The 12,724-nt window shown below is 57.9% G+C and carries 12 protein-coding genes and 2 pseudogenes; 5 read left to right on the plus strand and 9 right to left on the minus strand.

The window, feature by feature from the left end; all coding sequences use genetic code 11:
* Window positions 1-73 precede the first annotated feature (73 nt).
* Together JHX88_RS22375 and JHX88_RS18200 are read right to left on the minus strand one after the other, a co-directional pair.
* On the minus strand, window positions 74-331 hold the full coding sequence (locus tag JHX88_RS22375) for an ankyrin repeat domain-containing protein (protein WP_076527865.1): 258 nt from the start codon (window positions 329-331) through the stop codon (window positions 74-76).
* Window positions 328-1,395 (minus strand): saccharopine dehydrogenase, encoded by a 1,068-nt coding sequence (locus JHX88_RS18200; RefSeq protein ID WP_076527862.1) that lies wholly within the window; start codon window positions 1,393-1,395, stop codon window positions 328-330. Before JHX88_RS18200 ends, JHX88_RS22375 begins: the two co-directional genes overlap by 4 nt.
* Window positions 1,396-1,473: 78 nt before the next feature.
* Here JHX88_RS18200 and JHX88_RS18205 point away from each other — a divergent pair, with 78 nt between their 5' ends.
* Both JHX88_RS18205 and JHX88_RS18210 read left to right on the plus strand, forming a co-directional pair.
* Window positions 1,474-2,082, plus strand: a complete 609-nt coding sequence (locus tag JHX88_RS18205) for a TetR/AcrR family transcriptional regulator (RefSeq protein WP_272848097.1) — start codon at window positions 1,474-1,476, stop codon at window positions 2,080-2,082.
* A 137-nt stretch (window positions 2,083-2,219) separates the two neighbouring features.
* A complete protein-coding gene (locus tag JHX88_RS18210) occupies window positions 2,220-3,194 on the plus strand; it encodes a quinone oxidoreductase family protein (RefSeq protein WP_272848098.1) in 975 nt (324 codons plus the stop codon).
* A gap of 233 nt (window positions 3,195-3,427) precedes the next feature.
* On the opposite strand, the gene JHX88_RS18215 is transcribed toward JHX88_RS18210, so the two are convergent.
* Window positions 3,428-3,856, minus strand: a complete 429-nt coding sequence (locus JHX88_RS18215; protein WP_076527860.1) for a winged helix-turn-helix transcriptional regulator — start codon at window positions 3,854-3,856, stop codon at window positions 3,428-3,430.
* Here JHX88_RS18215 and JHX88_RS18220 point away from each other — a divergent pair.
* Entirely contained in the window at window positions 3,855-4,901 is a 1,047-nt protein-coding gene (locus JHX88_RS18220) for an NmrA/HSCARG family protein (protein WP_272848099.1), read from the plus strand. The two genes, JHX88_RS18215 and JHX88_RS18220, sit on opposite strands and share 2 nt — an antisense overlap.
* 158 nt (window positions 4,902-5,059) lie before the next feature.
* Here JHX88_RS18220 and JHX88_RS18225 read toward each other — a convergent pair whose 3' ends face one another.
* Window positions 5,060-5,866 (minus strand): MipA/OmpV family protein, encoded by an 807-nt coding sequence (locus JHX88_RS18225; RefSeq protein WP_076527858.1) that lies wholly within the window; start codon window positions 5,864-5,866, stop codon window positions 5,060-5,062.
* A 555-nt stretch (window positions 5,867-6,421) separates the two neighbouring features.
* Here JHX88_RS18225 and JHX88_RS18230 point away from each other — a divergent pair.
* The gene (locus JHX88_RS18230; protein ID WP_076527856.1) at window positions 6,422-7,567 is read left to right on the plus strand and encodes an amidohydrolase family protein; all 1,146 of its coding nucleotides are present in this window, start codon (window positions 6,422-6,424) and stop codon (window positions 7,565-7,567) included.
* 186 nt (window positions 7,568-7,753) lie between these two features.
* On the plus strand, window positions 7,754-7,840 hold the full coding sequence (locus JHX88_RS22380; protein ID WP_076527854.1) for a sugar phosphate nucleotidyltransferase: 87 nt from the start codon (window positions 7,754-7,756) through the stop codon (window positions 7,838-7,840).
* 9 nt (window positions 7,841-7,849) lie between these two features.
* Here JHX88_RS22380 and JHX88_RS18235 read toward each other — a convergent pair.
* From JHX88_RS18235 to JHX88_RS18255, 5 genes and pseudogenes are all read right to left on the minus strand, one after another.
* Window positions 7,850-8,473 (minus strand): annotated as a pseudogene (locus JHX88_RS18235) (IS6 family transposase).
* Between the two features lie 396 nt (window positions 8,474-8,869).
* Window positions 8,870-10,156 carry an ATP-binding protein gene (locus JHX88_RS18240; protein ID WP_076527852.1) on the minus strand — a complete coding sequence of 429 codons (1,287 nt, stop codon included), beginning with the start codon at window positions 10,154-10,156 and terminating at the stop codon, window positions 8,870-8,872.
* A gap of 5 nt (window positions 10,157-10,161) precedes the next feature.
* A complete protein-coding gene (locus JHX88_RS18245) occupies window positions 10,162-10,863 on the minus strand; it encodes a response regulator (RefSeq protein ID WP_141225905.1) in 702 nt (233 codons plus the stop codon).
* A gap of 33 nt (window positions 10,864-10,896) precedes the next feature.
* The gene (locus JHX88_RS18250) at window positions 10,897-11,682 is read right to left on the minus strand and encodes a phosphatase PAP2 family protein (protein ID WP_076527849.1); all 786 of its coding nucleotides are present in this window, start codon (window positions 11,680-11,682) and stop codon (window positions 10,897-10,899) included.
* A 643-nt stretch (window positions 11,683-12,325) separates the two neighbouring features.
* A pseudogene (locus JHX88_RS18255) lies at window positions 12,326-12,712 on the minus strand (transposase); the annotation flags it as partial.
* Between the last annotated feature and the right edge of the window lie 12 nt (window positions 12,713-12,724).

A 12,724-nucleotide genomic window follows, 5' to 3' on the forward strand; every position in this document is an offset into this window, starting at 1 on the left:
GCCCCGCATGCGTTCGCAGCTCGAGACGCGCACCGGCCCTGACCAATGCCCGCGCCGCTTCCTGATGCCCGTGTCAGACCGCATCGTGGAGTGGTGTCATTGCCCGACACGGCAGTCTTGTGAAGTGTCGAGGCGTCCTGTGTGGTTCGATTGCCAGACCATTCGCTCCCGCCGTCAACAGGATTTTTACCATGTTCAGTTGTCCGAGGCCTGCCGCTACCATCAGCGGTGATAGCCCTTCGGGGCCGGAATGGTTCGGGTCCGTTCCTTCGCGGAGGATACCGGTGACGGTCGCGCGGTCGCCTGCTCGGATTGCGGTCTCGTGTCTCATGTGGGGCCTCTGACATCGGCAACGATTTGCTCCATCGAAACCATTTTGCGACTCTCCCCATCGGGTTCAAGGTCGATGATTGATCCGCCGATTTGCTGGAGTCGTGCGAAGTAGGCCCCGGTGTCGAGGAGTTGGCAGGGAAAATAGAGGCCCGGCGGTGTCGGAGCCTGCCCGCCAAGCCCGGTCAGGCTTTCAAGAACCATCGCTACCCCCAGTCCGGTCAGTGGCATCTGTCCACCGGGATGCACGACGGCAAACCGCATGGCCAAGGGGTTTTCTTCGTGGTCCGTGCCGGAGAGCTCGATCAGGATCTCGGCAGAGAGCGGTTCGCCCGCGCGGCGGCTGGAACTGACACCGATTGCCAGGTCGAACCGGACATTCGGCGCGCCCGTCGCCATGGACAGGCCGAGAAGATCGTTCGGCGAAAGGGCGGACGCCTGCATCTCGGTCCCATCCACGGCCCGGAAGCGGGAGGTCGTGGCGTCCCCGGTTCGCCAGGTAAAGGAGCCCTCGCGGCGTTCCAGCGCCGCCGCCATGACTTGGGTTTGGCGCTCAAGATCCGTCTCGGCAGAGGGGCCGAATGCATCTTCCTCGTCGAGCAGGGCGCCGATACGGATATCCTCGACATGACCGAAGGCGGTCGCGGCGGCCATTGCCGGCACGCTGGTCGCGCCCACCAGCCATTCCGTCCCGAGGACCACTGCAGAGGCGTCGGGGCGATGAATGTAGGCGGCAACTTCCGGGCCCAGCTCGATGATGCCCGGCGAGATATTCACGTATGGCACGCCGCGATCCTGGGCGAAGCGGAGGCCCGCGACCTTCTGGTCAGTAAAAAGGACCGCGATGGCACCGACCGGGCGATCGCCTATGCCCAGATCGTCGGCCGACAAATCCATGGCGATGCCTTCCGCATGTCCGATCTCGCCCGCCACGCGCTGCGCCTTGTCGAGGTCACGCCCTCCGATCAGCAGGGGCAAATCGGGGTGTGCGTCCCGAAGATACCGAGCCGTGTGCCGACCCACGACACCGGAGCCTCCCACCAGCAATATCGGGTTGATCGACATTGTCATGCCCTCCTTGTGCTATTACCTACTTTTCGTAGGAAACACATAACCTACTATTGGTAGGTTGCAAGAGGGCGTATGGTGAAGATGCCGACGAAGCAGAAAACCGACGGACGACGGGCGGCAGCGCGGCTTTCCAAGGCGGAGCGCCGCGCTCAGCTGCTGATCACGGCTCTGGCGGTCGTCAGGGAGGAAGGCACGGACCGGCTCAGTCTCGGCCACCTCGCCGAACGTGCGGGCGTATCGAAGCCGGTTGCCTACGATCACTTCGGGGATCGATCCGGCCTGTTGATCGCGCTCTACAAGTGGATCGACACCGAGCGGATGAATACCTTCCGCAACGGCCTTCTCAGCCGGAACCCCGCCAGGGCAGACGCGATCGAAGAACTCGCCACCGCCTACGTAGGCTGCGCCGTCGACACGTCCGGAGAGTTCCATGCGGTCGGCGCCGCGCTGGCGGGGAGCGATGAGAAGGCCGATGTCCTGCAAGAGCTTCTGGACCAGGCCGTCGCGATGTTCGTCGCCGTCCTGGGACCGCACTGCAAATTGCCGCCCGGGGAACTGGAACGGCGGAGCATCGGCCTCGTCGGCGCGGGCGAGGCGCTCTCGATGGCCGTCCTTCGCGGAACCCGCAGCAAGGCCGATGTTACAGGCACGTTCTCCTCAATGATCGCGGGCTGCATCTAGGAAACGCCGGCCCCGGTTCCGTCGCGCGCGGCGTCGGGCATGACCGTCCGGTGGCGGGCAGGACTCCCCGGCCAGAACCATGAGGTCAGGACCGGCGGCTCTTGCATCGCCATCTGACTGCTCAAGGAAGAAGACCGATGAAAGGAAAGACCATGAAGGCTTCATATTATGATGTTCCAGGCGGACCGGAGGTCCTGAGCTACACGGAAGTCGAGGCTCCGGCCTGTCCCGCGGACGGAGTGCTCCTCCGGGTGGAGGCGATCTCGATCGAGGGGGGCGATCTCATCAATCGGGCGACGGCGGCGCCCCAGACGGCGGGCCACGTTCCGGGCTATGCGGCCTCGGGCGAGATCGTCGAGGTTGGCGCGAAGGTCCACGACCGCTTCATCGGGCAGAAGGTGACGTCATTCGACATGGGCGGGTCCCATGCCGAAATGCGCGCCGTGAAGGCCACGCGGACATGGATCGTGCCGGACGGGTTGGAGATGGCGGCTGCGGCCGCGCTGCCCATCTCGTTCGGAACCGCCCATCACAGCCTGTTCGCGCGCGGAAATCTGGTCGACGGCGAGACCGTCCTCGTGCAGGGCGGAGCGGGCAGCGTCGGAGTTGCGGCGATCCAACTGGCACATCGCACCGGCTCCAAGGTGTTGGCGACCGTCTCGGGTGCGGATCGCGCCGCGAGACTGCGGGCTTATGGGCTGGACGCCGCGATCGACCACCGCTCGGAGGATGTGACCACGGCCGTCATGCGGCTGACTGACGGCCGCGGCGTGGATCTGGTCGTCGATCCTGTCGGCTCAACGCTCGCGGGATCGCTTGCCGCACTCCGGCCCGAGGGCCGTCTGGTCTTCGTCGGCAATGCAGGGCGCGCGTCGCTCGACCTGGACCTCTGGCCCGCCTTGCAGGCCAACCAGACGCTTCTGGGTGTGTTCATGGGCAGCCAGCTCGAAAAACCCGAAGTTCACAGGACGGTCGACGACATGTTGCGTCTGGCCGCCACCGGTGGAATCGAGGTTCCCATCGAACGGCGGTTTCCGCTTAGCGAGGCCGCGGCGGCACATGCCCATGCCGAGGAAAATTCTATTCTGGGCCGGGTCGTCCTCGTCCCCTGACCTGCAAGACCCGGGCCCGCCGCGAAGGCATGTGCCCGGGTCGCTGCATCGGGAATCGTGGCCATAGATGGGAACTGCAACCTCGATCAGGCGCTGGCCATGCTTGGCTGTTTGCGACCGTCGATGACGATTCGGCAAGGGCGACGGAAGTATCGTCATGGACGCGATCGCGCGTCGAGAGGACGGCGTCGCCCCCTCAACGTCCGCACGATGACGATCCCGGCGTTTCGCACCTAACTGCCCGAAGGTCCGGATCTTCCGTCCGACCCCGGAGGGTGGTTCTCGGCATCAGCGAATTGCCGGGCGGCACCCCCGTTCATGAAGGTTTCCCTCGCTTCTGCAACCTGCTGCCGATGATCGAGTGACCACTGCAGCAAGCCCTTCAGATGCGGCTCCAAGGATGCACCGAGATCGGACACCGCATAGACGACCGCAACTGGCGATGTGCTGACGACTGTTCGCGTGATCAGGCCACTTGCCTCAAGCCTGCGCAAGCACTGAGTGAGTGCTTTCTGGCTTACACCCTTATTGATGCGCTTGAGCGCATTGAAGCGCGCGGGCCCGTCGCACAGAGCATTCAGAACCAGTAGGCTCCACTTGCCGGTCAATTCGTCAAGGACGGATCGGATGTGTTCCAGGTCATCGGACGATTGGACGGGCATGTGGGATACTCCGGGGTACCTGGTCGCTTTCAGGTGCGTAATTGAATTCAGGTATATCCTGTATACCTTGATGTTTCCACCACCAAGGAGAGTCCGGATGCGCAGCGACATGTACAAAGACGATCAGACGCAGAACAAGGGAACCGTGCTCGTATTCGGCGCCACCGGCAAACAGGGCGGAGCAGTCGCGGCGGCGTTGCGAGCCAACGGTTGGGCTGTTCGCGCCCTCGTCCGCAACACCGCGCGCGAAGAGGTCCAACGTCTTGCTTCAGCCGGTATCGACATATTCGCGGGCGATTTCGCGGACATGACCTCGGTCGAGAACGCCATGGCCGGGGTCGACGGAGTCTTCAGCGTGCAGCCCAATTCGGGAAGTGCGGGATCGGGAATCACCGATTCCGAGGAAGTGCGCATCGGGAAAAGCGTTGCCGACATCGCCATGCAAAGCGGGGTCAGACATCTCGTCTACAGCTCGGCCGGCATCATCAGCAGGGGCAAGACCGGCCTGCCCAACCTCGACACCAAGATCGAGATCGAAGAGCATATCCGCAGCCTGGATTTGCCGAGCACGATCATACGACCCGCCACGTTCATGGACCTTTTCACGCTACCCGGTTTCGGGCTCGATCAGGAGACGTTCTCGTTCTTCGTGCACCCGGATCAACCCTTTCAGGCCATAGCCGTCGATGACATCGGCAAGATCGCTGCGCAAGTCATTGAACATCCAAGCGTGTACGCCGGTCGAACCATCGAGATCGCAGGCGATGAACTGACAGGACTGGAGTTGGCAGAAGCCCTGAGCTACGCTGCCGACCGTAGGATTGCCTACCAGCGGTTCCCCGATGTGGTACTGAACGGCAATGAATTCCTGCGTCGCAACGCAAAACTGTTCGAAGAAGGCCGGGCGGCCGGAAACGCGAATATCGCCGCTCTGGAAAACGAGTTCGGGGAGCTTTGGAGCGTGTCGGATTGGCTGGCAGGCCCGGGAAAGCCCGCGCTCCAAGCCGCACTCGCAAGCGATGATCGGCCTCTCGAGCTCAGGTAACATCTGTGGTGAGTTCCGCGATAGTACTGTCAAACGCGGATGATCTACGTCGTTCGCGTCGCAGGCCAATCGCGAGCTGATGAACTTTCTTTCGAAAGGGCGATCCAAACGGCATCTAGCTTGAAATGGGACCACGTGGGCCCACTCCGGGAATGGTTTCAGAAACTGTAGGCCACGAATATACCTGCAGAAGTTTGAGTCGTATTCTGGACGATCGGGCTGTGTGCCGCATCTCCGATGAGTTCGCCAATTTCGATCTGCCCGAGCAGCATCCAGTTCTCGGAGAACGCGTAAGTTGCTGACAATTCGAGATCTACGCGCTTGAACCCCGCGCCAGCCTCATACGCCGCCAGGCCGGACGATGCAGATTGAGCTGCCGTCACCCCAAAGTAGCTTTGCATGTGGTTGTCGTTCCCCCAGGTCGTCGAAAGGTTCGCACCGAGCAGGAACTGGCCGACCGGCCTTGATACCTCGGCCCCGAACTTTCCTATGATCCCATCGCTGTCTCCAAAGGATCGCTCGAGATCGGCATAAAGGTCGATCGGACCTGCCGCGTAGTCTACGCCGAAGCCAAGAGTGGCTCCTCCTTCGATGTCTCCCAGGCCAGCCAGATGGGGATCGTCGGCTTCGTCGCGATCGAATTCGTAGCCGATCTTCGCCGTCAGACCGAGCGTTCCGCTATCATAGAACTTGGCGGACAAGCCTTCGATGCCGAGTGAATACCTGTCATCATAGGTGATCGAGAAGTACGGCAGCCCGGTCGTTTCATAGTTCTTGGCGCCCTCGAAGGTCGGTTCATAGAAGCCCCCAGCCCCGAGGACGAACTCCCACTTGCCATCACTGGCGCTGTCGTCATCGAAGTCCTGTGCACTTGCCTGAGCGGCTGCGACCATCAGGGCAGCGCACAGGAGCAACGGTGAATTTCTTATTAGGTCCTTTGACCGGGGCAGTACTCTTTTTCTCATCGGAAGGTCTCCTTAAAGGTGAGGCCGGCACGACCTTGCGGTTGCCGATAGGCAAGGTTTCCTTCAAGTAGCCGTTGCGCAGGGTTTTGAATTATTAAGAAATGTTGCGAGCGAGCAGGGCGACCTTCGGACCAATAGCAAATGTCCAGAGCAACTGCCCCCAACCCGGCAATGATCAGAACCGTAAAAACAGCATCAGAGAAAAAGTGCCGCCCGCTACCGATCCTCTGAAGCGTCACTAGTGGTGCCAGACAGGGTGCCAAAGTGTCGCAGGTGGTCCAACCTCTTGATCCGGAAAGCCTGCTCGCAAGGATTGTGTGGTTCATTCGCCGCTGGCGAGGTTGTGGCTACGGGCGGGCATACGCGAAACAACTCTTAACAAGAGTAAACCCAAATCAACGACGAAATCGTGCTTGGTGCCGTCAGAGCCGGTCTTAAGGAAACCGACCGTGAACGAACACGGCAGGATATCCCTCGGCTTCTAAGGGTCAAGCTGACGTCTTTACCAAGCGAAAGGCGCGCCCTGCATAACGCAACATTGGAGTGGGAACTGACATGAAACCGATCGAAAAAAACCTGAAGAGCCTGGTGGTGATGGGACGCCGCAATTTTCTAAGTCGCGCAGCTGCACTTGGTGTTAGCGCCGGATTGTCCGCGCCTGCCATCATCTCGCGCGCCGCCGCGCAAGATATCTCGGACATCTCGTTGCGTGACCAAGATCTGCCATTTATCGGCACGGAAGAGACCTTTTCTACCCCTGAGCTGATGGTGCTGAACTCCATTAACGAGGATCACATACTGTACCTCAAGGACACTGGTCTTGCCGAACTCGGCCCGCGCCGCATCGGTGCAATGAATGAGGCGGGGCTCAACGTTCAAATCCTCTCCGCACACACGCCAGGTGTGCAGAATGTCCTAGGTCAGGAGGGTATAGATTTTGCCTATCGTCTCAACAAACAGCTTGTTGACGGGCCAATGGCAACCTATCCGGGACGATTCGAGGCCTTTGCAACCTTGCCGTTGCAGAATCCGGAGGCCGCAGCAGATGAACTGGAACGCGCAGTTCGGGAAGACGGCTTCCTGGGAGCTCTGACCAATGGACACATCGGGAAAAAATTCCTTGATCATCCCGATTTTGAGCCCGTGCTGGCACGTGCCGAAGCCCTTAATGTGCCGATTTACCTCCATCCAGGTTATCCAGCTGACGAAGTCTTCCAAATTTACTACAGCACTACGCGGCCAGAATATAAGAAAGAATACCAGGACTACATTTTCAGTGGTTCAGGATATGGATGGCACCAAGAGGTGCTTACTCAATGCATTCGAATGATCACGTATGGGGTATTCGATAGATTTCCCAAACTACAGATTATTATCGGACACATGGGAGAGGGTCTTCCATTCTACTACGAGCGTGTCGTGGGAGACATGAGCGATTCGACCCAAAACTCACTGAATAAGCCCTTCGGGCAATACTTCCATGACAACTTCTGGTTCACAACCAGTGCATTCTTCCAGGATGAACTGCTCCACCTCTTGCTGCAGTACATCAGTGTGGATCGAGTGATGTTTGCGACCGACTACCCGTTTGCAGACATGAAGGAAGGAACCAACTGGTTTCGGGCAGTCAATCTGCCACGGGAAGACAAGGAAATGATCGCGTTCCGAAATGCCGAAAAGCTGTTCGGCATAAAGATCTGACGCATCGGCACTGTAACGAAGAATGCCACTCGTTTTCGTGTCAATGGCGGCATAGCGGAGATGACTTTGGCTGTACCGTGAGAGTACAGCCAAAGGATATCAAATCAGGTGCAGGAGCTTATCCAAAAATTGGCACCAGATCCAGCTTGAGAAGTGCAATTCCTTAAAGGTTCATTTCATTTATCAATGGTAGGCAGGAAAACTATAATCACCCCGATCCTCCTCTGTGGCGGGTCTGGCACCCGGCTTTGGCCGCTCAGCCGCAAGGCCTAATTGCCCCTTTCAGATCATGTGAGCGGCCTCGATCCCGGCACAGCGTCGCTGCAGCAGAATGGAACGCCTTGAAGCCCATCATCGGGCCCGTGATGCGCTCGATGAACCTGTGATCCTGCTCGGGGATGTTGTTGAGATATTTCACCTGCCGGATCTCGATCGTCGAGCCGCCGCCGGTGAATTGAGGATGACGTTCACTGCTCGCAAGCCGGCCAGGTTGGCGCCGCTCTTGTCGATCACTATCCGCTCCGGAGGGCCGTTACGGGCAATGGACTTTCTGAAGAAACGGCGCGCAGCAGGCAGGTCCTGGCGCGCCGACAGCATAAATTCCAGCGTTCTTCCGTCACGATCAACGGCACGATAGAGATAAGTCCGTTTGCCACGGACCCTGATATAGGTCTCGTCAGCCCGCCACGATATGGCCGTCGCCCGTTTTCAGATTTGAGCACGACCGGCGAGAAGCGGCGCGTATTTCACCACCCAGCGTTTCAGCGTGGTATGGTCAACCTTCACTCCGCGTTCGGCCATGATCTCTTCAAGATCGCGGTACGAGACCGGGTAATGCAGGTAGAAAAAGGCAGCGAACAGGATTATGCTCTTTGGGTATTGTGCGCCCTTGAACGGTATTGCCATCCCAAACACGCCCCTGCTGCTCTGCTGCGCGCAGATCGAGCGATAGAGCCCCAGAAACAAAAAGTAAAACTTGCGACAGAACCCTGTGCGGACGATGCGGGCTTTTGCAGCGGCTGCGCCAATGGCCGCTATGCGGGGCGACGCGCCATGCCATAGTAATCACCTGCCCAGTGAGGGCGCCTTCAACACACTTGGCATATGCCAGGCCAACGTCTTGTGACGGCACGGGTTTGTGGCCTTGAAACCACGCGCGGTAACGCGAAGCAGAGACATCCAACATCCCCGGGCTCACCACGTTTACCGTGAGCGTACGGTGGATCACCTATACGACGGTCGCAACCGGAGCGCCTTCGAATGGTTCGACATGACGTATCCGCCCAGCACGCCCCGCGAAGATCACAGCGGTAATTCTACCTCAGCAACAAGCCCGCAATTCCCCCCCTTTAGACGTAAGATGCCGCCATGACGGGCAACAATCTCTGAAGCGCTGGAAAGACCAAGCCCAAATCCTTCGCTGGAGCGCGCAGTATCCAATTTTGCGTAAGGCTCCATCACCTTCTCGCGCAGTTCTTCGGCAATGCCGGGGCCATTGTCCACAATCCGGATGACGGCCATTTTATCGGTGCGTTCAAGCGAAACTCGTACCGCGGTACCGAATTTCAGCCCGTTTTCACATAGATTCGTGATGGCGCGAGTAATTTCGGACACACCGCATTGGATGGTCAGATGGGCAGGGCCGGAGTAAGCAATGTCCTTGCCCATATCGCTGAACCCGTCACAAATCATCTGAAGAAGGCTTGCCAGATCACACCGTTCGAGGTTCAGCGCAGCACTGCCATCGCGCAGATAGCTAAGCGTTGTCCCGAGTATGGCGTCTATTTCGGAGATATCGGTCAAAATCTTCCGGCTTAAACCGGGATCAGCAATTGTCTCGGCCCGAAGGCGCAAACGGGTCAGGGGGGTGCGCAAGTCATGGCTGACGTTGCGCAGCATCGATGTTCGACTTTCCAACAGAAACCGAATTCGCCCACGCATATCGTTCAATACCCGCGCCAACTGACGAAATTCCCATGCCCCAGCGGGTGAAACGGATGTTTCGCTCGCAAGAAATTCGTCTGCGCTTTTGATAGCGTCGGCCATTTGTTGGAGGGGCCTTATAATAGCCCAGACAGCAAAGACTGAAAAAACCCCAATCAGAACACTAATCATAACCAGGAGATACGCCATTTCGACCGTCACAAAGTGTGGTGGCAGCTCAGGAAAAACAAAATGCCGACTATCATCCAGTGGAAAAGTTAGAGCGTTTGTCGCGTCGAAACGGATCAGGGAAAGCCCTTCAGGAAGAATGGGAGGATCTTGACCGGGCCAGTAAAACAAGTCGGAGGGCCCGCTGCGTGCCTCAAATGTCGTTGTGCTGACGAGGAGCACGTTCTCCCAAGCATCAAGTATGGAGTTCAGGATAATTTCTCGTTCTTCACCATCGGAAACGGCGATCAATCGCATTATGGCAGACACGGAGATGACCTGTCCCTCCAGGTCCATCATTTTTGTTTGCCGCTGTTGGATCACGTTTTCCGCTACACCGCCCAATATCCAGACGACCAATACTGATCCCAGGCACACGGCAATCACCTGGGCGCGAATACTGAAGAGCCAATGGCGCAGGCGTGGTTCTTTCAGCATCAGGGTCACTCAACACTGGGGGTGAAGACGTAACCACCCAAACGGACAGTTATCAGCATTTTCGGTTCCCGGGGATCAGCTTCAATCTTTTGACGCAGGCGACTGACATGAACATCGACACTACGTGCGATTGGCCCCGCCAGGCCCGTGTGGGTCAAGGATAATAACTCCTCACGCGACAGGACTTGGCCAGGATTGTGACAAAAGGCTAGCAGCAGGTCAAACTCAGCGCTGGTCATTGGAATGCGGGTGTGGTTCGGATCATGCACCAGGCGACGCAGAGGATCGACACGCCAGCCATCGAATCGCAATACGCGGTTTGAGATATTTCCCGGACCGTAAGAGGCACGTCGCAGAAGACTGCGGATGCGAGCCAGAACCTCACGCGGGTTAAACGGTTTTGTCACATAATCGTCTGCGCCGATCTCCAGCCCAATGATGCGATCCATTTCGCCATTGACGGCAGTTAGAAACAGGATAGGTACCGTACTTTCTGCTCTCAGCTTGCGGCAGATCGATAGCCCATCTTCGCCTGGCAACATGAGGTCGAGAACAATCAATCCGATAGGAGCGCGGCGCATCTCTACTGCCATCTCGGCACTATCAGCCGCAATGCGGACATCGAGCCCCGCCTCGGCCAAGGTGCGCGCCAACATTTCCGCAATCTCGCGGTCATCTTCGACGATCAGAACCCGGTTGTTCTGCATGATGCTCTTCGGCCTTTCGGTTACCATCGAAATCTAGGATTGCCGTCGCGAGCCGTCCTCGCAAGATAACAAATTTTTCTTGGTTGAAGGTGCCAAGGTGTTCATAGCGATTCGTAGTCCGATCATTATCGCGCTGATTATCAGCATGGACAGGATCACATCCGAAAGGAAGTGACCCCCGAACAAGACGCGATTCATACCGAGGGTAACAGCGAGACCGAAAACGGCAGGCATCGCGATCCTCCGTATCGAAGCTGGGCACAAAACCACGCCGGAAATCAATGCCATGGCACCTGCGGCTTCACCTGAGGTGAAAGAGCAATTGCTCAGGCAAGCCTCTGATAGCGTCCAGGCCGGTGTGAATGGCGCCTCGCCTCCAAATTCCACTATTTGGTGCGGTCGGGCTCGTCCGAATTGCTCCTTCATGAGCTGATGAACAACGAAACCGACGCCGATAGTATATGTCATGATCGGCAATAGCGCATCTCGCCGTGAGACCCGGACGCTATCACGCAACCTTTTGCTGGCGAGGAGCGCGATACAGGCGATCAGCAATGTGCCACTTGCCATCGTCGTCACCCGCCGCAGCAGTCCCAATAATGGATCATTGGCGAGAGGAAATTCTGTCCCGTCAAAAAATAGTTTAGATATGGTGATATCTAGTTCTGGAAAAGTGAGGAAAACTGCGCTCGCCAAAACACCCAGCAGCAGAATACCCAGCAAACTGCGCCAAAGTATATCATCGGTAAGCTCAACGAGATGTTCCCAATGCGAACCCCTCTGCTTTGAACAGAGCTGTTTTGCGGTCGTCGGCACCATCGTGTCTTTCTCCGTTTGAAATCGAAGAAAGTACTAAGGGGCTGAGGCCGGCACTGTTGTTGAGTTATGTTAAGATTTGTTTCGGCATCGTCGCCATGGCGCATATCTTGGCGCTATCGTGGCATGTTGCGTCACAGGCAATGTAAGAAACGAAATAGTCATGTCCCCATGACCGTGAACTGGCCTCTGTCTCGACCGGACAGTAACTGAAGGCTCTGCGCCAGTATCGGGTGAGCTGCCCGGCTCCTCGGTGGCTTCGAATCCCCGCCGCTTCAGTTCAAGCAATAGCATCGACTTCCCTCCACCCGAGCATCCGGACAGAATAACATGTCGACTGGCGCAGTTGATTGGCAGGAGGCTACCCTCGTGGGTTTTTCATATTGATAGATGATCGTTGAACGTCCGTCAGATCCGCAAACTGCGATCTTGTCTTCCAGTTCCGATTGCTTGGCTGAGGAACCGTAGGGAACGACCGTCGTGTCGATACCGAGCTGAATGTGATTGATCTGGTCGTCGTAGGGGTCTGGATCTGCACGATCTGGCCGCTATCCGCAGTGAAACGGCGAAGCTTCGAATAGAGCCCCTGCACATCGCGCGTCAGATGATGGGACTTGACGACATATTCATCGCCCCGGTCGCGATACACGATTGCCGCCATCACCTTGCGTGACATCTCGGTCGTCAGCAGCCGGTCGCGAATCTTGCTGAACACGGTCGGCACCCAGACCGGATCGTCAATTCCGAGGCCTACAAATCTGCGGAACATCTGGTTGTAGTCCATCTGCTCCATCAACTGCCGTTTGGATCGGATCGAGAACAGGATCTGGAGCAAGCTCGCCCGGATCAGCCGCTCCGGCGAAATCGAAGGGCGACCGAAATCGGTGTAAAGCGCCTCAAAATCGGCATCGAGGCTGGTGAACGCGTCATTGACCACCTGTCTGATCTTGCGCAGCGGGCGTCGCGGCGGGATGCGCACTTCCAGATCGACGTAGCTGAACAGCGATCCGCTCGTCTCGTCCGTTCCCCGCACCTTCACCCCCGC

The sequence above is a fragment of the Paracoccus saliphilus genome, from assembly GCF_028553805.1.
Lineage (GTDB): Bacteria > Pseudomonadota > Alphaproteobacteria > Rhodobacterales > Rhodobacteraceae > Paracoccus > Paracoccus saliphilus.